This window comes from Faecalicatena sp. Marseille-Q4148, from assembly GCA_018228665.1.
GTDB lineage: Bacteria > Bacillota > Clostridia > Lachnospirales > Lachnospiraceae > UBA9414.
The window spans coordinates 2,055,855-2,076,951 of sequence record CP073692.1; the positions used below are offsets into that span (position 1 = coordinate 2,055,855).

A 21,097-nucleotide genomic window follows, 5' to 3' on the forward strand; every position below is an offset into this window, starting at 1 on the left:
GGGGATTTTTCTGTGCAACGAAAGGAGTGTTTTTTTATGCAGGTTTACAAAGCGATTAAGTACATCCGTCTTTCTTATACGGATGATAAAACAGTAGAAAGTGACAGCGTTGCTAACCAGCGGCGCCTGATCGATGACTACATAGCCCGACACCCGGAAATTGAGGTTGTGGCAGAAAAAATTGACGATGGTTATAGTGGTGTTTTGTTTGATCGCCCGGCATTTCAGGAAATGATGCGGATGATCGAACAAGGCGAAGCTAACTGCGTGATTGTCAAAGACCTCTCCCGCTTAGGTCGTGAGTACATAGAAACAGGCCGTTATATGCGCAGGGTATTTCCAGCCTATGGAGTGCGTTTTATCGCAATTAACGATAATGTGGACACGGAAAATGACGCTGCCGATGATCTCACGGTTTCTGTCAAAAACATTATGAATGAGGCTTACTGTCGGGATATTTCTGTTAAGACACGGAGCGCCCTGGAAGTAAAACGGCGCAGCGGGGATTTTGTAGGTGCTTTTACCATTTATGGTTATGTGAAAGTCGGAGATAAACACAAGAGCCTGGAAGTAGACGAATATGCTGCTAATGTTGTGAGGGATATTTTCAGAAAACGGCTGGAGGGATTCAGCGCTTCCCATATAGCGGATGAACTGAACCGATTAGGAATTCTTTCGCCTTTAGCGTATAAGCGCAATCACGGAATGCCTCATGCAAAAGGTGGCTATACAGACCGAAAGGATTGCAAATGGTCTGCAACTACAATCATCCGCATTTTGCAGGATGAAACTTACACCGGAACACTGGTCCAGGGCAAACAGACAACGCCCCATTTCAAATTAAAAGAGCGTGAGGACAAACCTTCTTCGGAATGGATTCGTGTGGAGGGAACCCATGAAGCGATCATACAAAAGCACGATTTTGATCTGGTGCAACGGCTCCGCAGGATTGACACAAGGACTTCTCCCAAATCGGATAAGGTTTACCTGTTTTCCGGTATTTTGATCTGCGGCTGTTGTGGCTGCCGTATGACCCGCAAGACGAACCGCTATAAAGATAAAGAGTATCACTATTATTACTGCCCGACCGGCAAAAAGAATGGCTGCACATCGTCGGTCATGCTGAAAGAGTCGGATCTGATTGAATGTGTGCAGGACAGTTTGAAAGGACATATTGAAAATGTTGCTTCTCTGGATGCCCTGCTGTCCAGTATCAGTCAGGAACGGATCAACCGGGAATTGGCGCAGGAATATGCCGCACAGATCAGAGTAAATGAAAAGCGTGTGGCACAGACCGAGGGCTTTAAGGCAAAACTCTATGAAAATCTGGTGAGTGGAATTCTGACAAAGGAAGAATTTCTCTCTTATAAGCGAAAATACAATGCAGATATTGAACTGTTCCAAAAGGCAATCGCTGAATGGAACGATAAACTTACAGATGTATTGGAAAACCGAAGCGAACGAAACCGTTGGATCAACCATTTTATGAAATTTTCTACTATGGAGGATATTGACCGCCGGGCAGTCATGCAGCTTATCCGAAGCATACGGGTAATGGGTAAAGATGAACTGCATATTGAATTTAATTACCAGGATGAATATCAGAAAGCAATCTCTTTGGCGGAACAGATTGCTACAAAAAATGAAGAAAGGATGGTGGGCTAAATGGCAAGAAAAAGCAGAAAACAGACGGCAGCGCCTATGCCGGCACCATCTTTATATGTACATGTGGCTCTGTATATCCGTCTTTCTGTGGAGGATAACAAAAAGCGGGGCTGCTCAGTAGAAAATCAAAAGCTGGTACTGAATGACTTTCTTTCAGATAAACCGGACTTCGTTGTGTATGATACCTATATTGACAACGGAGCGACAGGGACAAATTTTCACCGCCCTGGATTTCAGCAAATGCTATCTGATATTGAAGCAGGCCACATTAACTGTGTGATTGTTAAGGATCTTTCCCGATTAGGGCGAAATTCTATTGACACAGGTTATTATATCGAACAGTATTTTCATGCACATAATGTTCGCTTCATTGCTGTTACGGATCAGTTTGATACAGCGGATTCCGGAAATCTTCATGGCGGTATCATGCTGCCTTTGAAAAATATGATCAATGAAGCCTATGCTCTGGACATTGGACGAAAAATCAAAGCACAAGCGCGGCAGGCTATGAAAGATGGCGACTATATTGGTGCACGGGCACCTTACGGTTACAGGAAAGACCCTGATAATTGCCATAAACTTCTGATTGATGAAAATACTGCCCCTGTGGTAAAACAGATTTTTGAATGGGCACATGAGCATGTGTCTCTGAACCGGATTGTCCGCAATCTAAATGAGATGGGGATTCCGGCACCGAGCCATTATAAAAAGGCCACTGGCGAGATTACCAGTCCGGGCCTGATCGGAAGCGGCAAATGGCAGACCCGTACAGTGATGAAAATTTTAGAAAGCGAAGTCTATACAGGCGATCTGGTGCAAGGAAAAACAAAGATTGTAGATCATCAGCAGGTCAAGGCTGGAGAAGATAATCTGATTATTGCCAAATGCACCCATGAACCGATCATTAGCTATGAATTGTTTAATGCAGTTCAGGAATACAGAAAACAGATCTGTGAAGAAAGCAAAGCAACTCCAAAACGCCCCTACACGCCAAACATTTTCAAAGGCAAAGTGTTCTGTGCTGATTGTGGCAGAAGCCTTCACCGGCAACGTGCCGAGCGCCGGAAAGGCCCCGATACTTATTGGTTCCACTGCCTTACAAACAGCCGGGTAGAAAAAGATAGCTGCAAAGGCGCAACGATGCAGGAAAAGGAACTGATTTCTACTGTTACGGCTATTCTTGAAAAAGAGCTGACAGTTGCGCTGGGAATGTCGCTGCCACTCTTTCAGTTGGAGGCAAGACAAAAACAGGAAAAAGATAAGCTGAAAATTCAGATGTCGGCCAAACGGCAGGAAATTGAAAAAACACGCCGGCTGATCCGTGGTCTATATGAAAATTTTGTGCAGGGTATTTTGACAAATGATGAATACTTTGAATTGAAGGCGGATTATGAATATGCTATCAATGCTCTGTCTGGTGAGATTGAAGTATTTGAAAAATCTATGGACTCTCTGGACAACCAGCTTGCCCGATACCGTGCAATGGAAAAGGATGCAAAAACACTGGCACAGGATCATGTGCTGACTGCAGAACTGATCGAACGGCTCATTGAACGAATTGAGATCGACCACGAGCGGAATATTCATGTAACCTTCCGTTTCAAAAATGAATTTCAGGGAAAGGCGGTGGAACCGTGCGCAACTATGTGATTGCCCTTTATATCCGTCTTTCTGTGGAAGATTTCAAAACCGAAAGTTTGAGTATACCAAATCAAAAACTGATTCTTCGTGAAAAAGCTATGTCTCTGCCGGAATGGGATAACAGTGAGATTTTGGAATTTATTGACAACGGTCATACAGGGACAAACTTTGAGCGTCCGGCGGTACAGGAACTTTTAACAATGGTTCAGGCCGGAAAGATCAACTGTATTATTGTAAAAGACCTTTCCCGATTTGGACGTAACAGCATTGAAACCGGCTATTTTATTGAGCGGGTATTTCCTCTTTACCACACCCGTTTTATTTCCGTCAGTGATGATTTTGACACGGCTAATTTCAAAGGTGATACCGGAGGGATTGATATTGCTTTCAAGTATCTTATTAGCGAGTGTTATAGCCGGGATATGTCCATGAAAACCAAAAGTGCAAAATACGCAAAGATGCGTCGTGGGGAATATCAGAGTGTCATCTGTCCTTACGGCTATCGCAAGAGTGCAGACGGACGTATGGAACCGGACGAGGATGTTGCCCCGAATGTGCAGATGATATTTCAATGGGCGTCTGAAGGCAACACCGCAGCCGAGATCACAAGAAAACTGTATGCCATGAATATCCCCACCCCTGGGGAATATCGCAAACTTAAAGGCAAGGACTATTACAATGTTTCCCGAACAAACGGCGTTTGGAGTACATCAACGGTCCTGCGTATTTTAGAAGATCAAAGATATATCGGTACCTATGTAATTGGCAAGAGAAAGGTAAAAGAGATTGGCAGCCGACATACACAGTTAAAGGATGAAAGTGAGTGGTTCAAAATACCGAACCATCATCCGGCTATTGTAAGTGTGGATCTATTTGAGAAAGCCAATGCTTCAATTAAGCGTTTCTCTCTGTCAAATAAAAAGCCGCGTGATTATCTGCTCCGTGGTAAGGTGTTCTGTGGATGCTGCGATCATGCAATGTCTCTACGAAATGGTGCGTGGTTTTATTGCCGTCATTCCGAGGTGGCTGAAACGCTTCCTTGTCATGGTGTGCGCATAAAGATGGCTGATCTAGAGCAGGTTGTATTTGAAACAATTCGGGCTCAAATGTGTCCGACATTGGGAATTGATAGCAATAAGGATAAATTGGATTTGCAGACAGTCCAGCAGGCCGAACATGAAGAAAAACTCCGTTCTATTCAAGACAGCAAGCGGCATCTTTATGAGCAGTATGCACTCGGAGAGATTGATTTGGAAACCTATCGAACACGAAAAGCAGTTTATGACACGGAACTGGTACAAGCCAAAAATGTTCATGCTATCATCACTGCACAGACAAAGCAGATAAAAAGTGATTATGAGATTAAGCTGAAACAACAGGAAATTGTGCAGGAAGTCGGAAACGCCAACATGCTAACAAAAGCTCTGATTGACCGGCTTATCAACAAAGTTTACGTCTTTCCAGGAGATCGGATTGAGATTGAATATGCAACACAGGATTTCTTAGAAACTAAGGAATCCGAAAAGGAGGTATAACCGTGAACACCCATTTGAAACAGCTATGGGCAGCTATGAAGCTGCCCGAAAAACTTCAAAAAAAGTTATAAATTTTTTTGTCGTGGGCTTGACATACGGGTGCCGGATATCATGCACTCTGATTTGCTTCACACCGCTCTGCTTTTCATATCTCTTGAGTCGTTTCTGCAGTGTTCTTGCCACGATTGGAAATAATCTCTGGTTTTCTGGAAATCCATAGCGTTTCTTCACATATTCCTGAACTTCTTCTTTCAGAAAATTAGGAATGTCAATGGTGCGGACTGAATTTTCCGTTTTGGGAGTATCGATCACATCTCGCTTCTGAATCCGGTTATAAGTCTTGTTGATATGCAGCCTGTTCCCACTCATATCAAAGTCCGAAAGACTCAGTGCCAGAAGTTCCCCTTCTCTTATACCGGTCCAGAACAAAATTTCAAATATCAGATAATCCTCACTTTCCGGATCAATCACCGTAATAAAACGTTCATATTCTTCTTTCGTCCAGAATTCCAGCTTGTCTGCGTCCGATTTTCCCATACGCTTTACTTTCTTACATGGATTTTCCTTCAGATTGTAAATTTTCTGTGCATGATTGAATAATGCATTCAACTGGTTCTGAATCATGCGTTCATAAGTCTTGCTGTAACCTTTTTCCTGAATGGTATTCTGCCACTGGATAACATCTGCCGGTGTGATCTCATTCATTTTTCTTGTTCCAAAATACGGAACAATGTGCTTGTTCATCATGTGCTGCTTATTCCGGATTGAATTTTCTTTCAGTTCTTTTCTCTTGTCTTCAAAATAAACTTCGATGAAACTTCCCATCTCCATTTTCATATCCGCTGCAGTCTTTCTCATGAATTCCTTTTCATAATTCAATGCTTCTTTCTTTGTCTTGAACCCTCTTTTCAGCTTCTGTGTTTTCTTTCCTGTCCAGTCAATATAACGGAAGCTCACATACCAGGTTCCCTGTTTTGTGTCCTTGTAAGCTGACATTCTAACCCCTCCTTCACATTGCTCTCTGAGAGCATCCATAAAATTTTGTTTCCCAATAGGGACGTGGAATCTTTCCACGAACTGCTACATATCCTTCCTTTTCCAATTCATCATTGAGTTGTTTCAGAATAGAATATGCCTTACTGCGTTTCACGCCTAATTCTTCCATGACATCATCAACAGTCATCATATAATTAGTTCTCATAGCGTCCTCCTTTCCAGTCACTTTTGTGACTCTTTTGGTATTTTCTATCATAATTCACTTTTGTGGCTTTGTCAATAACCTTTTGCGAATTTAATTTTTATATTCCAAAGTGTTTTATAATCAGCTCTGAAAAAACAACCTCTTTCGCATCATTCACTTTTGTGCTAGAATAGAAGCACAAATATAATTAAGGAGGCAGCCATAATGGTAGGTAAAAAAATCCGGGCATTCCGGGAATTCAGAGGATACAGTCAGATACAATTAGCCGAGCTGTCCGGCATTAATGTTGGTACGATAAGAAAATATGAACTGGGAATCAGGAATCCAAAGCCGGATCAGTTAGAAAAGATTGCAACTGCACTGGGATTAAATGTCAGTGTTTTTCTTGATTTCAATATTGAGACAGTTGGAGATGTACTCTCCATCCTGTTTGCAATCGATGACTCTGTAAATCTTTCTCTCTCAGAGACGTCAAATCAGAAGATTGCAATGACATTTGATAATCCTACAATGCAGGATTTCTTTAAGAAATGGTGCCAGTTTAAAAATGTCTATGAAAAGGAAAAAGCTGAAATATTAGCTATTGAAGATGAAAATAAAAGACAGGAAGAACTGGATAAACTGAACGCTACCCAGGAAGAATGGAAATTGCGTGCTATGGGAACCACGATAGGATGCCATACTGTAATCAAAAAGGGAACCGAAGGAAATGAGATTAAAACATATGATCTAACTTAATAATCCACATTCTTTTATTTTGCATGTGTATAACGGCACATAATCTGTTATCAAATCAGTAAAAATTAGAAATTTTGTTATCATTCTGTTATCACAAACGGTTGTCAGGATACTCTCCCGGCAACCGCTTTTCTTTATCATTCGTTATTCTTTTCCGACTTATTTAACTTTTTTAAGCAACAGAAAAACCCGTAGAACCGAAGTTCTACGGGTATCTTACGTTTGGACACAACGTTATCTTGCGATAACAAATCTATATTCAGATTGTATTACTCGATGATTGTAGCAACTTTTCCTGATCCTACTGTACGTCCGCCTTCACGGATAGCGAAACGAAGACCCTGCTCCATAGCTACTGGGTGGATCAGTTCAACTGTCATTTCTACGTTATCACCAGGCATGCACATTTCGATACCTTCTGGTAATTCGCAAACACCTGTAACGTCTGTTGTTCTGAAGTAGAACTGTGGACGGTAGTTGTTGAAGAATGGTGTATGACGTCCACCTTCATCTTTTGTTAAAACGTAAACCTGAGCTGTAAATTTGTGGTGGCATGTTACACTGCCTGGTTTAACAAGAACCTGTCCTCTTTCGATTTCTGTTCTCTGAACACCACGAAGAAGTGCACCAATGTTGTCACCAGCCTGAGCTTCATCAAGAAGTTTACGGAACATCTCGATACCTGTTACAACTACTTTACGAGTATCTTCTTTGATACCAACGATTTCAACTTCGTCAGATACATGAAGTGTACCACGCTCTACTCTACCTGTAGCAACTGTACCACGTCCTGTGATAGAGAATACGTCCTCTACTGGCATAAGGAATGGTTTGTCTGTTGCACGTTCCGGATCTGGAATGTAGCTGTCAACAGCTGCCATAAGTTCCATGATCTTGTCGCCCCATTCGCTGTTAGGATCTTCAAGAGCTTTCAGAGCTGATCCCTGGATGATTGGAGTATCATCTCCTGGGAATTCATACTCGTCTAATAATTCACGGATTTCCATCTCTACTAATTCAAGTAACTCTTCGTCGTCTACCATGTCACATTTGTTCATGAATACAACGATGTAAGGTACACCTACCTGACGAGAAAGCAGGATGTGCTCTCTTGTCTGAGCCATAACACCATCAGTAGCAGCTACAACAAGGATAGCACCATCCATCTGAGCAGCACCTGTGATCATGTTTTTAACGTAGTCAGCATGACCTGGGCAGTCAACGTGAGCGTAGTGACGGTTCTCTGTCTCGTACTCAACGTGAGAAGTAGAAATTGTGATACCACGTTCTCTTTCTTCCGGAGCTTTATCGATGTTTTCGAAATCTACAGCAGCGTTACCTTCTACTCTTGCAGCAAGAGTTTTTGTGATAGCAGCTGTTAAAGTTGTTTTACCGTGGTCAACGTGTCCGATTGTACCAATGTTACAATGTGGTTTGCTTCTTTCAAATTTAGCCTTTGCCATTTTGAATAATCCTCCTTAATATACCTGCTTATGAGCAGATAATAATTACATTTTTGAATTTAATCAGCTAATTCTGATTATATTTCATCTTATACACTTTTTCAAGAGTTTTCTTGAATTTTGTATATTCAGACCTGCAAATGAGGCTGATCAAGGGATTTCGGTCAGCCTACGCTGACCGGCGCAAATGCTAATCCCTGTTGATTATAATTTATTAAGCGTTCTTATTAGATAACACTTTTTCCTGAACAGACTTCGGAACCGGCTCATATTTCTCGAAGAACATTGAGTAGTTACCACGTCCCTGTGTTCTGGAACGTAAGTCTGTTGAGTAACCGAACATTTCAGAAAGCGGTACAAAACCACGAACGATCTTTCCGCCGCCTAAATCATCCATACCTTCGATACGTCCACGACGAGAGTTGATATCACCGATAACATCTCCCATGTATTCTTCAGGCATTGTTACTTCTACTTTCATGATTGGCTCAAGAAGTACCGGATCTGCTTTCTTCATAGCATCTTTGAATGCAAGAGAACCTGCAATGTGGAATGCCATTTCAGAAGAGTCGACTTCATGGTAAGAACCATCATATACGTTAGCGTGTACACCAACAACCGGGAATCCGCCAAGGATACCAGCTTTCATAGCTTCTTCGATACCTTCTCCAACTGCCGGGATGTATTCTTTCGGAATAGCTCCACCAACAACTGTAGATTCAAACTTGTAAGTTTCCTCACCGTTTGCATCCATTGGCTCGAATTTAACTTTACAGTGTCCGTACTGTCCACGTCCACCTGACTGTTTAGCGTATTTGCTGTCAATATCAACTGGTTTTGTGATTGCTTCTTTGTAAGCAACCTGAGGAGCACCTACGTTAGCCTCTACTTTGAATTCACGAAGCAGACGGTCAACGATAACTTCAAGGTGAAGCTCACCCATACCAGCGATGATTGTCTGACCAGTTTCCTGATCTGTATGAGCACGGAATGTCGGGTCTTCTTCTGCAAGTTTTGCAAGAGATTCACCAAGTTTGCCCTGAGAAGCTTTTGTCTTAGGCTCGATAGCCAGCTCAATAACTGGTTCCGGGAATTCCATAGACTCTAAGATTACCGGATGCTGCTCGTCACAGATTGTATCACCTGTTGAAGTGAATTTGAATCCGATCGCTGCAGCGATATCTCCTGAGTAAACTTTGTCAAGTTCCTGTCTCTTGTTAGCATGCATCTGAAGGATACGTCCAACACGCTCTTTTTTGCCTTTTGTTGCATTTAATACATAAGAACCTGAGTTCAATGTACCAGAGTATACTCTGAAGTATGCCAGCTTACCTACGAATGGGTCTGTCATAATCTTGAATGCAAGAGCTGCGAAAGGCTCTTCATCAGAAGATTTTCTTTCAACTTCATTTCCGTCTTCATCAATACCTGTGATCGGCGGGATGTCTAACGGAGATGGCATAAATTCGATTACAGCATCCAGAAGTTTCTGAACACCTTTGTTTCTGTAAGCTGTACCACAGCATACCGGAACACATGCACATGTACATGTTCCTTTTCTTAAAGCTGCTTTCAGAGCATCTACTGAAGGTTCTTCACCTTCCAGATATTCCATCATTAAATCGTCGTCTAATTCGCAGATTTTCTCTACTAATTCTGTACGATATAATTCAGCATCTTCTTTCATATCTTCCGGAATATCAACGATAGAAATGTCATCGCCCTTATCATCATTGTAGATGTAAGCTTTCATTTCAAATAAGTCGATAATTCCCTGGAAAGAATCTTCTTTACCGATTGGAAGCTGAATGCAGATTGCATTCTTTCCTAATCTTGTTTTGATCTGTTCTACTGCGTTGTAGAAGTCAGCACCCAGGATGTCCATCTTGTTAATGAATGCCATACGAGGTACATTGTATGTGTCAGCCTGACGCCATACGTTTTCTGACTGCGGTTCTACACCACCTTTAGCACAGAATACACCTACAGCACCATCAAGTACACGAAGGGAACGCTCAACTTCTACTGTGAAGTCAACGTGACCTGGAGTATCAATGATATTGATACGGTGTTCTAATGCACCAGCTTTTGGCTTGCAGTTTTCCTGAAGTGTCCAGTGACATGTAGTAGCGGCAGAAGTAATTGTGATACCTCTTTCCTGCTCCTGCTCCATCCAGTCCATAGTTGCAGTACCTTCATGAGTGTCACCGATTTTATGGTTAACACCGGTATAGTAAAGAATACGCTCTGTTGTTGTTGTTTTACCAGCATCAATATGAGCCATAATACCGATATTTCTGGTTCTCTCTAATGGATATTCTCTTCCAGCCAAGGTTTTTTCCTCCTATAATCGATACGTCTCTATATGAGTATTTCCCTCTGATATAGAGTAATTCCACGGCTGCACGCAGCCGGGAATTCTGTAACACAAAATTTAGAAACGGTAATGAGCAAATGCTTTGTTTGCTTCTGCCATTTTGTGCATGTCTTCTTTTTTCTTTACAGATGCACCTGTGTTGTTAGCTGCATCCAGGATTTCGTTTGCTAATCTTTCTTCCATTGTCTTTTCGCCTCTTTTGCGAGAATACAATGTAATCCAACGAAGAGCTAAAGCCTGTCTTCTGTCAGCGCGTACTTCGATCGGTACCTGATAAGTAGCACCACCAATACGTCTTGCCTTTACTTCAAGAACTGGCATGATATTGTTCATAGCCTCTTCAAATACTTCGATAGCTGGCTTATCAGCTTTTGCTTCTACTCTTTCAAATGCACCGTATACGATTTTCTGAGCTACGCCCTTCTTACCGTCTAACATGATGTTATTGATAAGCTTTGTAACCACTTTGTTGTTGTATAACGGATCTGCTAATACGTCTCTTTTCTGAGTATGTCCTTTACGTGGCACGGTTCTTCCCTCCTTAAACATTATTCCGCTATTTCCCATCCGGAAATGCGATCTGATTAATTCATCGGTACTCACATGTGTCTTTCTAATGATAATGTGTTCGTGCGGGACTTTATCTATCCCGCCAGCCTTACGGCAGGCGTCAACCCGCAACCTACAGGAATCATAGTTCTGTTTGTGATACGATTCTGTCTTAATTTGTTACCGAAAATCAGTGATTTTCTATTTCTTAGCGTCTTTCGGTCTCTTAGCACCGTATTTGGAACGAGCCTGTCTTCTCTTAGCAACACCTGCTGTGTCAAGTGTTCCACGAACGATGTGGTATCTTGTACCTGGTAAGTCTTTAACCCTTCCACCACGGATAAGAACAACGCTATGTTCCTGAAGGTTGTGTCCTTCACCCGGGATGTAACTTGTTACTTCGATTCCGTTAGACAGACGAACTCTGGCGATCTTTCTAAGAGCTGAGTTAGGCTTCTTAGGTGTAGCTGTCTTAACTGCTGTACATACACCTCTCTTCTGTGGTGATGATGTGTCAGTTGATTTCTTCTTCAGAGAGTTGTATCCTTTCTGAAGTGCCGGAGCTGTAGATTTCTTAACTGCTGTCTGACGTCCTTTTCTTACTAACTGGTTAAATGTTGGCATTCTTTTCACCTCCTATGGTTCTTCTGTTGGTTGCCTGGCAAAATCTAATTTTGCTTCGCACACAAAAATGACGCAACATTCCTGTGCACGCTTTTCTTATTGTAGTATGGTTTTCCCAAACTGTCAAGTGGGGAAAATCACTTTTTTTCTCAATATTTTCGGATAAATTTAGCCATATAGCTCAATTCGCTACATGGCTAAACATCCATTTATTATCTATGAAATTTTCTCCGCCAGATGACAGGCAACAAAATGACCTTTTTCAATTTCACGCAGTTTTGGACACACTTCCCGGCATTGATCTGTCGCATACGGACAGCGCGGTGAAAAATGGCAACCTTCCGGAACATTCATCGGACTTGGCAGCTCACCTTTTAATTTAATCCGCTCTCTTTTCTTCGCTTTTCGTGGATCTGCTACCGGAATTGCTGACAGCAATGCCTGTGTATACGGATGAAGCGGATTGTCATAAAGCTCATTACTTGTTGTCACTTCCACAAGATTTCCAAGATACATGACACCAATACGTGTACTAATATAGCGTACCATAGACAAATCATGTGCCGCAAACAGATATGTCAGCCCAAATTCGTTTTGGAGATCTTCCAGCATATTTACAACCTGTGCCTGAATAGAAACATCAAGCGCTGCAATCGGTTCATCACACATAATGAATTCCGGATTCACGGTCAATGCTCTCGCAATTCCAATCCTCTGGCGTTGCCCGCCGGAAAATTCATACGGAAATTTAATCAGATCATCTGTCTTCATTCCTACTTTATTCAACAAATATTCCATTCGTTCTTTTCGTTCTGCTTCCGGCATTCCAATCTGTTTCAAAGGTTCATTTAAAATTTCTTCTACATTCCAGAATGGATTCAGTGCAGAATACGGATCCTGAAAAATAATCTGCATCTTGTTCTGAAATTCCTTCATTTCAGACGGTTTTGCATTTGTAATATCTTTTCCTTTATAGCTAAGCTTTCCTCCGGTAACATCATACATGCGGATCAATGTTCGTCCAAGCGTAGATTTACCACAACCGGATTCACCAACAAGACCAAATGTTTCTCCTTTATAAATATCAAGGTTAACACCGTCTACCGCCTTTACATACTGCGTCTTTCCTCCAAGCAGCTTTTTGACAGGAAAGTATTTTTTTAAATCTTCTGCTGATATCAAAATTTCCTGATTCATCGTCCGTCCTCCTATTCCTGTCCGTTCAGGAAACACATTGCACGGTGTGTTTCACTGAATTGTTTGTATTCCGGCATGGCTGTCCGGCATCTTTCGGTTGCAAATTCACATCGCTCCGCAAACGGGCATCCCTTTGGCGGATTTACAAGTGACGGAGGCAATCCATCAATTGACTGCAGCCGCTCTCCCTCTTTCAGATCAAGTGACGGAATTGCACGAAGCAGCGCTTTTGTATATGGATGTTTTGGATCATAGAATATCTCTTCTGCCGTTCCTGCCTCCATAATCAGCCCTCCATACATAATCGCAATCTTACTGCAAACCGTTGCCACAACGCCCATATCATGTGTAATCAAAACGATAGAGGTATGATACTCTCCTTCCAGTTCTTTTAGCAGATCAAGAATCTGTGCCTGAATCGTTACATCCAGCGCTGTAGTAGGCTCATCGGCAATCAGGAGTTTCGGCTCACATGCCAGCGCCATAGCGATCAGCACCCTCTGTCTCATACCGCCTGAGAACTCATGCGGATACTGTTTTACGCGCTGTTCCGGAGTTGGGATTCCAACCTTATCCAGCATTTCTACTGCTTTTTTCTTTGCCTCAGCCTTACTGCAATTACTATGTCTAAGAATGACTTCTTCCAGCTGTTTGCCAACTTTCACAAGCGGATTCAGCGCAGTCATTGGATCCTGGAAGATCATTGTCATATCCTTCCCTCTCATTTTACGGTATTCATCTTCACTCAACTTTGAGAGGTCCACTCCATTTAACATCAGACTGTCACTGGAAATTTCAGCATTCTCCGGCAGAATGCCAAGCACTGCTTTCATTGTAACAGATTTCCCGCTTCCGGATTCTCCTACTAAGCCGACAATCTCTCCTTCTCCTACAGAAAAACTCACGCCGCGGACTGCCTGCACTTCCTGTCCTCTGCTCTTAAAAACCGTTTTTAAATTATTGATTTCTAATACATTTTTACTCATTTTTCTCACCTGCCGTTATCTTCGGTTCTACAAATACTCTTAGCACATCTCCAAGCTTATTGAAAGAATATACTGTCAAAATGATCAGCACACCTGGAAGAATCGCCATATATGGCGCCTTTTGAAGATACTGCTGAGAACTCTGCAGGAGACTTCCCCAACTTGACATTGGAGCTGCAACACCAAGTCCCAGGAAGCTCAATGAGCTTTCTACCATGATCGCACTTGCGATTGCTGCTGTCGCTGCTGTAATAATTGTAGGAAAGACAGAAGGAAGCACATGTTTGACCATAATTTCAACTGCATTTACCCCAATAAATTTAGAATATTGTACATACTCTCTCTCCTTCGCTGAAAGTACCTCTGAACGCACAAGTCTCGCAATCTCCATCCAGCTGAACAGACCAATTACAATAATGATAGAAACAATTCCCCGTTTAAACAACAGTCCTACTACAGTAACCATAATGATCCACGGAATAGATGAAAATACATCAACAATTCTCATAAGGATATTATCTACTATGCCTCCAAAATATCCGGCTGACATCCCAACTGCAATCCCTATGAGAATGGATGTCAGCATTGCAAGTACTCCTACTACAAGAGAAACTCTTCCGCCGTACAGTACACGCATCAGATAATCGCGTCCCATTTCATCTGTTCCAAACCAATGTTCTGATGACGGCGGCTGAAGTTTATGCACTACATCTATAGCGTCCGGATCAATATTGATAAACACTACAAAAATACTAACAAGAATGATCACCACAAGATATATCGCTGCGAAAATAGCCTGTTTATTATTTTTAAATTCATATTTGACATTTTCCAGTCTTCTATTTTTCTTCATACTCTTCTCCCACCTATTTCATCGATTTAATTCTCGGATCTACCAGACAATATAAAATATCTGACAGTAAATTTCCAAGAATGACCAATGTTCCTGAAAGCACAAGCACACTCATAACAATCGGATAATCCATTGCCTGAATTGCCTTCACGAAATAAGGTCCGATTCCCGGCCAAGAAAAGATTGTTTCTGTGATTACTGCCCCTGTCACAAGCATCGGAAGCGCCATTCCAAGTTTCGTAATTAGCGGAATCAGTACATTTTTTCCTACATGTTTCAAAAGGATCTCTGCTTTTTTAGCACCAAATGCCTGCTGTACAATGACATAATCTTCTTTCAGCTGTCCAATTGTAGAACCCCTTACATATCTTGTCAGATCCGGAAGGAAACCAATCGTCAGCACAATGTATGGCATTGCAAAATGTCTGAAATAGTCTGCAATAGAATGTTCCAAACCAATGGTATGCATCCCCATAATCGGGAAAATTTTAAATTTATAGCCCAGGAAATACATAAGAATCATTGCAAACCAAAACGTCGGCATAGAAATTCCCACAGAACAAAGTCCGTCAATCACTTTATCCTGCCATTTATTTTTATGACTTCCTGCAACCAGTCCAAGCACAATTGCCAGAAAATATGCTGTTAAATATGCCGGCAGCACAAGCTGGATCGTTGCCGGAATACGGATTTTTAAGTCATATTTAATACTTGTATGAGATAACAGAGAATAACCAAAATCTCCCTGCATAATGTTCCCAAGCCAACGTCCATACTGAACGATCATCGGGTCATTTAATCCATAGGCTTCCTTTTTTGCCTCTATTTCTGCCTGCGTCATATCCGGTGTTGTGATGGAATCAATCGCATCATACGGTGCCAGATTGATCAATGTAAAACAGATCACGGTAATCAGGAGCAATAACGGTATCGCCTGCAGAATTCGTTTTCCAATGTATTTTAACATGTTCTTCTCCTTTTCCTGACAGAAGCGCCTGCGCTTTCCTGTCAGCTACTCTTAATCATAAATAGAAGGGAGGCCACTTTGTGCTTCCCTTCTACTGTCTGCCTCTATTTTAATTTCAGCTTCGCCATATCTCCGAATGTATAGATCGGAACAAGTCCGGCATCTTCAACACCTTCTACACGAGCAGATGTAACAAGTGTTCTTAAGTTTGTTCCAAATGGATAGAAAATAGCTTCTTCAGAAACCTTTTTCTGTACTTCTGTGTAGATTTCTTTTCTTTCTGCCTCATCTAATGTGGCATTTCCTTTTGCAAACAACTCATCAATCTCAGGACTTGTATAGTTGATCATATCATCTTTTGTAGATACAAACAGCATAGAGTACATGTCTGGATCAACTCCCATAACATATCCGCCAAAGAAGATATCGTAATCTGTATTTGTACGGTCATAAGCAGCTTTCATATATGCAGCCTGGTTCATTCCGCAAAGTTCAACCTGAATACCTACTTCTTTTAACTGTGCCTGAACTGTCAGCGCCATTCTCTGCTGGATGGAATCTTCCTCTACGAAGCAGAGTTTAAGAGCTTTTGCACCATTGGCTGTCAATTCTTTTGCTTTTTCCACATCCTGATCCCATTTTTCAACATCATCTGTGTAGTAAGCGTTGTTATATGGAAGGAAAGAGTATCCAAGTTCAAAGAACTCTTTATCGCTGTATGCTGCAAGCATGATCTCTTCACGATCCAATGCTCTTAACACACCTTCTCTGTAGCTCTTATCTTTCATGCTCTCCGCAACCGGGTTAAGACGCATATAAGCTACACGACCTTCACTGTAGTTTGTGATATTAAAATTCTCATTGTCTGCAAACGGGTCCAGAAGATCCGGAAGTGCGATCCATGCATCAACTTCTCCATTCTGAAGAGCGAGTGTTGCTGTATCATCTTTCTCAATAACTCTGTAAACAACTGTATCAATATTAGCTTCTCCGCCTGCATAATTCGGATTCTTTTTAAACTTTAAGTACTGTCCTGTCTTATATTCTTCTAATACATACGGACCAGCTCCTACAACTTCTTCTTCAAGCATATTAATATCAAATGTATTCTTTCCTTCAAAAATATGTTTCGGAAGAATGCTTGCCTCAGAAGACATAATTTCAAATGCACTTGCACAAACTGCCGGAAGTTTAAATTCCAATGTGAGATCATCCACTTTTGTTACTTCAATCGGTTTTCCTTCAATATACATATTCTGGCTGTTTTCATTCTGTGTATCGTAAGTATATTTCACATCATCCGCAGTTAATGGTTCGCCATCACTCCATTTCAAATCCGGTTTCAGCTTCATTGTGTATGTCAGGCCATCCTCAGATGCCTCCATACTTTCTGCTAAAATGTATTCTACCTTTCCATCCGGATAGATATAATACGCCGGTGAGTATAACAGATGACATGTCATCAGACCAAAACGGTCATCTGCTGTCAGTGGATTCAATGTATTTCCTGTATCACCACCGATTGCATAAGTAAAAATTCCATCTGTTCCTTTTGTTCCCTCTGAAGATGCAGTTGTCTCACCCTGAGCTGCTGCTTTTGATTTCGCTTCTTCCTCTGGGTCTGCTTTTCCGCATCCTGCCAAAGCTGATACAGCCATCACTGTACAAAGCAATAAACTTACCAGTTTCTTTTTCATGACGTTCCTCCTTATAATATAGGCTTTATGCCCATGTATTTGTTACGCTCATATTATATTAAATGTTTGTCAGAACGTCCAATTGCTATATTTAATATATTATAATCCAATTATTGACTTTTTCTATTTGCCAAATTTTCTGTATTTTTCACCAAAAATATCGCTTTATATTTACTCTAATTTCTATAAAATCACATGATTGTATCTTCATTTTGGGAATCGAAGAAATGCATTTTCTCAGGATCCATAGCGATCTTTACCACATCTCCTCTTTTCACTTCAATAGAAGCGGAAATCTTTGCCGTAAGATGGAATTCACCATGTTCGAAATAGAGAAGCGACTCTGCACCGAGCAATTCTACCACTTCTACCGTTTCTTCAATGACAGAAGAGGCAAAACACTCTTCGTGCTCACGATCCACATATAAATCTTCCGGACGTATTCCCATAATGACTTTTCGTCCTATATAATTACCTGCCTGAAGGCGGAATGCGTCCCGCGGATCCATTTTTATTTTCTGAGCGTCAAAATATAACCACACTCCATCTTCCTCTTCCATACAGATTCCTTCTATAAAGTTCATTTGCGGTGTCCCGATAAATCCTGCCACAAACCGATTCACTGGATGCTCATAAAGTTCTGATGGTGTACCTACCTGCTGAATCACTCCGTCTTTTAATACAACAATCTTTGTCCCCAATGTCATTGCTTCAACCTGATCATGGGTTACATAAATAAATGTCGTATCCAATTCTTTATGAAGCCGTTTAATCTCAACTCTCATTTCCGCCCGAAGCTTAGCATCCAAATTTGACAGCGGTTCATCCATTAAAAATACTTTTGGATGACGCACAATCGTTCTTCCGATTGCAACTCTTTGCTTCTGCCCACCTGACAACTGTCCCGGTTTTCGTTTCAACACACTCTCCAGTCCAAGTACCTGCGCCGCCTCGCGTACTTTCTCATCAATCTCTTTTTTCGGCAGGCCCGCTAATTTCAAACTATAGCCAATATTATCATAGACGGTCATATGCGGATACAGCGCATAGTTTTGAAATACCATGGCCATATTCCGTTCATAAGACGGCACATCATTCATTAATTCGCCATCCACATAAAGATTTCCTTCTGTGATTTCTTCCAGACCGGCAATCATTCTTAACGTGGTCGATTTCCCGCATCCGGAAGGCCCTACAAAAATAATGAACTCTTTATCCGGTATTGTTAAATTAAAATCTTTTACAACCTGAACATGATTATCATATACTTTACCTACATGTTCTAATACAATTTCTGACATTTCATCTCCTCCTCAAGCAGCGGCAGCAAGTATTCAACCGAATCAATCACATAATCTGCACCTCGCAGCTCCTTCTTTCCGCTTACGCCGCTTAATACACCAATCGATACTGCCTCGCATTGCTTAGCAAATCGGATATCATTTGCCGTATCTCCGACGATCGCAACTTCTTTCGGTGTAATTGCAAAACGCTCTGCAAATTGTTCCAACATATCCGGGGCCGGTTTCGGTCTTACGATTCCATTATCTGCTCCGAGATAATCAAGATATTCTAATACTCCAAGGCGCTTCATGCATGTCTTCGCCGATTCATAGGTATCCGCTGTTGCAAGACCGATGTAAATCTTCTTCTCTTTCAGTTCCTGAAATAACTCTTTCAGGTTTCCCAGAGGTATATATTCCTGATTTTTCTCAGTAACAATTCTCTGAAAAATCTTTTCCAGACGCTTTCCAAGTTCTGAATCTGAGTGTTCAATCAAGACTCCCATACGCGCAAACACAGCACGGATATCTGCTGCAATTTCTCTGTAAGATTTATATGCTAATGCTCCACATGGATCTACTTTCCCATCACAAACACCAATAGCCTCCATCACATAGCTGATTGTTTCCTCATCATGCGGTAATTCCTGCTCCGCAAGAAACTCTGGAATTGCACGCTCTGCAGCCGTCAGCCATAACGAAAAGAAATCAATCAGTGTTCCATCTTTATCAAATAAAATCCCTTTAATCTTCATTCTTTATCTTCCCTCAAATTTTTTCACTGCCTCAGCAAAAGTCATACATTCATGAGTTTTCCTTCCATGATACACCGGATTTACATAAGCCAGCAGTTCTCCTGCCTCATTTCTTACTTCCGCACGCATATAAGACCATTCTCCCTGCCTGAATTCTGCTTTTGCTTCCGCTGTCACGTTGCCATCTGCTTCTTCTGTCTGTCTAAGCAGTTCACGTCTTCCATCCCGAATCATATATAGACAAATACGTTCCGTTGTGGCATACACACGAATATGATACTCAACCGAAACCGTATCTTCTTCAAACTGCAGCTCATCTCCCGGCAAATAACAGTTTCCATTGCAGAAAATCTCAAACGCTCCCATACAGAAACGGCTTACATACATATTTCCACAGCGCACCCGTTTCATCAGTTCTTTGGCAGACAATCCTTCACAAAACACAAATGTTCCCGGATCTCCGGCAATGGATGGAAGTTCTGCACCGTCATAGCGCTCTTCTAAAAGATTGTGGGAATCACTTCCTCCCACTCCCCATATGTTCCATCCGTCTTCCCAAAGCAGGTCAAGAAATGCCACCGCCTGTTCATTTGCTTCTTTCGCATACGGATAAGTAGGATCATTGATCACCTCAAGGCAGTCCATATCCTGCAGCGCAAGACCGCCGTGTTTCCATTTCCAGATATGAAGAAATGGATGATTCACGCTGACAATCCAATTTCTTTCTTTTGCCTCCGCAATTGCTTCATACATGAATTGCTCAGAACTTTCATCTCCCACATGTTCCAGTAATTGTGGAAGCACTTTAGGCATCCGGTCGATACCAAAGAAATTACAGTGCCCCTGTTCTGTCGTAATTTCAATTCCCGGCAAAATCAAGAGTGACGTATCCACCCAGCCGGTATGAATCGCATTATGTTCTGTCGGAACATAAAAATCCAGTTCTGTCAGTTTCGCCTTCTCCATTGCAGATGCTGTTGTTTCTTTCCCATCAGAAAGTGTTGTGTGTGTATGAAAGTCTCCTTTATACCACATCGTTTCCCGACAGACTTCACGCTTCCAATCATAATGATCCAGCACCGGAAGCATTTGCTTTCTTCCTGATGTCTTCGAAATCCACTCCTGCTCTCCAATTACATCTGAAACCTGAAATGGCATTTTGCCGTCTTCCTCAGCAGTTTCATCATCAAAAGTCTCTAGCTCAATCACAAAATTTACCACCGCTTCTCCAAGAAACTGTGCAATGTACTCTGTAAACAAAAATAATTCTATTTTCCAGTTTCCAGCTTCGATTGATCCCGGCACTCCTCCTACAGATGTATCTTTTCCTCCCGAACCAATCAGTAATTCCCGCTCTCCATGCCCAAGAAGATGCCAAAGTCTTACCCTTCCTTCCGGATCATACACAACAAGATATCCCATGCCGGAATATTCCTTTTCTAATCTGACACGCAGTAACATCTGACTCGTAGCAAAAGGAATCCTTACGGATTCCTCGCTTCGTACTGCGGTAGATTTACTAATTTGAAATATGAATTCTTTCTTCATGTTACAATCTCCTCGTAC

At 41.7% G+C, this 21,097-nt stretch carries 18 protein-coding genes; 4 read left to right on the plus strand and 14 right to left on the minus strand.

All coding sequences use genetic code 11. From position 1 onward, the window contains the following. The first annotated feature begins 36 nt into the window (after positions 1–36). The 3 genes from KFE17_09865 to KFE17_09875 are packed head-to-tail and all read left to right on the plus strand — an operon-like array spanning position 37 to position 4,841. Positions 37–1,665 (plus strand): recombinase family protein, encoded by a 1,629-nt coding sequence (locus tag KFE17_09865; protein QUO31185.1) that lies wholly within the window; start codon positions 37–39, stop codon positions 1,663–1,665. Then, positions 1,666–3,315 carry a recombinase family protein gene (locus KFE17_09870; GenBank protein ID QUO31186.1) on the plus strand — a complete coding sequence of 550 codons (1,650 nt, stop codon included), beginning with the start codon at positions 1,666–1,668 and terminating at the stop codon, positions 3,313–3,315. Next, entirely contained in the window at positions 3,300–4,841 is a 1,542-nt protein-coding gene (locus tag KFE17_09875; GenBank protein QUO31187.1) for a recombinase family protein, read from the plus strand. The genes KFE17_09870 and KFE17_09875 overlap by 16 nt, the downstream gene beginning before the upstream one ends. Positions 4,842–4,874: 33 nt before the next feature. On the opposite strand, the gene KFE17_09880 is transcribed toward KFE17_09875, so the two are convergent. Both KFE17_09880 and KFE17_09885 read right to left on the minus strand, forming a co-directional pair. Then, on the minus strand, positions 4,875–5,837 hold the full coding sequence (locus tag KFE17_09880) for a site-specific integrase (GenBank protein QUO31188.1): 963 nt from the start codon (positions 5,835–5,837) through the stop codon (positions 4,875–4,877). 13 nt (positions 5,838–5,850) lie between these two features. After that, positions 5,851–6,042, minus strand: coding sequence for a DNA-binding protein (locus KFE17_09885; GenBank protein QUO31189.1), 192 nt, complete (start codon positions 6,040–6,042; stop codon positions 5,851–5,853). Positions 6,043–6,246: 204 nt separating this feature from the next. Between KFE17_09885 and KFE17_09890 the strand changes: the two genes are divergently transcribed. Continuing rightward, positions 6,247–6,780, plus strand: a complete 534-nt coding sequence (locus KFE17_09890) for a helix-turn-helix transcriptional regulator (protein ID QUO31190.1) — start codon at positions 6,247–6,249, stop codon at positions 6,778–6,780. Between the two features lie 269 nt (positions 6,781–7,049). On the opposite strand, the gene tuf is transcribed toward KFE17_09890, so the two are convergent. From tuf to KFE17_09950, 12 genes are all read right to left on the minus strand, one after another. Further along, positions 7,050–8,243, minus strand: coding sequence for an elongation factor Tu (gene tuf / locus KFE17_09895; protein ID QUO31191.1), 1,194 nt, complete (start codon positions 8,241–8,243; stop codon positions 7,050–7,052). 214 nt (positions 8,244–8,457) lie between these two features. Next, on the minus strand, positions 8,458–10,575 hold the full coding sequence (gene fusA / locus KFE17_09900; protein QUO31192.1) for an elongation factor G: 2,118 nt from the start codon (positions 10,573–10,575) through the stop codon (positions 8,458–8,460). 102 nt (positions 10,576–10,677) lie between these two features. Further along, positions 10,678–11,148 (minus strand): 30S ribosomal protein S7, encoded by a 471-nt coding sequence (gene rpsG, locus KFE17_09905; GenBank protein ID QUO31193.1) that lies wholly within the window; start codon positions 11,146–11,148, stop codon positions 10,678–10,680. Positions 11,149–11,370: 222 nt separating this feature from the next. Then, positions 11,371–11,793: a 30S ribosomal protein S12 gene (gene rpsL / locus KFE17_09910; GenBank protein QUO31194.1), complete on the minus strand. Its 423-nt coding sequence runs from the start codon at positions 11,791–11,793 to the stop codon at positions 11,371–11,373. A 216-nt stretch (positions 11,794–12,009) separates the two neighbouring features. Beyond that, a complete protein-coding gene (locus tag KFE17_09915) occupies positions 12,010–12,990 on the minus strand; it encodes an ATP-binding cassette domain-containing protein (protein ID QUO31195.1) in 981 nt (326 codons plus the stop codon). Between the two features lie 11 nt (positions 12,991–13,001). After that, positions 13,002–13,976, minus strand: coding sequence for an ABC transporter ATP-binding protein (locus tag KFE17_09920; protein ID QUO31196.1), 975 nt, complete (start codon positions 13,974–13,976; stop codon positions 13,002–13,004). Further along, positions 13,969–14,829: an ABC transporter permease gene (locus KFE17_09925; GenBank protein ID QUO31197.1), complete on the minus strand. Its 861-nt coding sequence runs from the start codon at positions 14,827–14,829 to the stop codon at positions 13,969–13,971. The genes KFE17_09920 and KFE17_09925 overlap by 8 nt, the downstream gene beginning before the upstream one ends. A 13-nt stretch (positions 14,830–14,842) precedes the next feature. Then, on the minus strand, positions 14,843–15,796 hold the full coding sequence (locus tag KFE17_09930) for an ABC transporter permease (protein QUO31198.1): 954 nt from the start codon (positions 15,794–15,796) through the stop codon (positions 14,843–14,845). A 104-nt stretch (positions 15,797–15,900) separates the two neighbouring features. Continuing rightward, positions 15,901–17,493 (minus strand): ABC transporter substrate-binding protein, encoded by a 1,593-nt coding sequence (locus tag KFE17_09935; GenBank protein QUO31199.1) that lies wholly within the window; start codon positions 17,491–17,493, stop codon positions 15,901–15,903. A gap of 191 nt (positions 17,494–17,684) precedes the next feature. Further along, positions 17,685–18,794 (minus strand): sn-glycerol-3-phosphate ABC transporter ATP-binding protein UgpC, encoded by a 1,110-nt coding sequence (gene ugpC, locus KFE17_09940; protein ID QUO31200.1) that lies wholly within the window; start codon positions 18,792–18,794, stop codon positions 17,685–17,687. Continuing rightward, positions 18,776–19,531, minus strand: a complete 756-nt coding sequence (locus KFE17_09945; GenBank protein ID QUO31201.1) for an HAD family hydrolase — start codon at positions 19,529–19,531, stop codon at positions 18,776–18,778. Before KFE17_09945 ends, ugpC begins: the two co-directional genes overlap by 19 nt. A 3-nt stretch (positions 19,532–19,534) precedes the next feature. Further along, complete coding sequence (locus KFE17_09950) at positions 19,535–21,079, minus strand: PHP domain-containing protein (GenBank protein ID QUO31202.1); 1,545 nt, start codon at positions 21,077–21,079, stop codon at positions 19,535–19,537. Between the last annotated feature and the right edge of the window lie 18 nt (positions 21,080–21,097).

Bases quoted from the DNA above. Each gene is read 5' to 3' on its own strand.
- KFE17_09865 (QUO31185.1), top strand. From the start codon at position 37: ATGCAGGTTTACAAAGCGATTAAGTACATCCGTCTTTCTTATACGGAT.
- KFE17_09870 (QUO31186.1), top strand. From the start codon at position 1,666: ATGGCAAGAAAAAGCAGAAAACAGACGGCAGCGCCTATGCCGGCACCA.
- KFE17_09880 (QUO31188.1), bottom strand. From the start codon at position 5,837: ATGTCAGCTTACAAGGACACAAAACAGGGAACCTGGTATGTGAGCTTC.
- KFE17_09885 (QUO31189.1), bottom strand. From the start codon at position 6,042: ATGAGAACTAATTATATGATGACTGTTGATGATGTCATGGAAGAATTA.
- KFE17_09890 (QUO31190.1), top strand. From the start codon at position 6,247: ATGGTAGGTAAAAAAATCCGGGCATTCCGGGAATTCAGAGGATACAGT.
- tuf (QUO31191.1), bottom strand. From the start codon at position 8,243: ATGGCAAAGGCTAAATTTGAAAGAAGCAAACCACATTGTAACATTGGT.
- rpsL (QUO31194.1), bottom strand. From the start codon at position 11,793: ATGCCAACATTTAACCAGTTAGTAAGAAAAGGACGTCAGACAGCAGTT.
- KFE17_09915 (QUO31195.1), bottom strand. From the start codon at position 12,990: ATGAATCAGGAAATTTTGATATCAGCAGAAGATTTAAAAAAATACTTT.
- KFE17_09920 (QUO31196.1), bottom strand. From the start codon at position 13,976: ATGAGTAAAAATGTATTAGAAATCAATAATTTAAAAACGGTTTTTAAG.
- KFE17_09925 (QUO31197.1), bottom strand. From the start codon at position 14,829: ATGAAGAAAAATAGAAGACTGGAAAATGTCAAATATGAATTTAAAAAT.
- KFE17_09930 (QUO31198.1), bottom strand. From the start codon at position 15,796: ATGTTAAAATACATTGGAAAACGAATTCTGCAGGCGATACCGTTATTG.
- KFE17_09935 (QUO31199.1), bottom strand. From the start codon at position 17,493: ATGAAAAAGAAACTGGTAAGTTTATTGCTTTGTACAGTGATGGCTGTA.
- ugpC (QUO31200.1), bottom strand. From the start codon at position 18,794: ATGTCAGAAATTGTATTAGAACATGTAGGTAAAGTATATGATAATCAT.
- KFE17_09945 (QUO31201.1), bottom strand. From the start codon at position 19,531: ATGAAGATTAAAGGGATTTTATTTGATAAAGATGGAACACTGATTGAT.
- KFE17_09950 (QUO31202.1), bottom strand. From the start codon at position 21,079: ATGAAGAAAGAATTCATATTTCAAATTAGTAAATCTACCGCAGTACGA.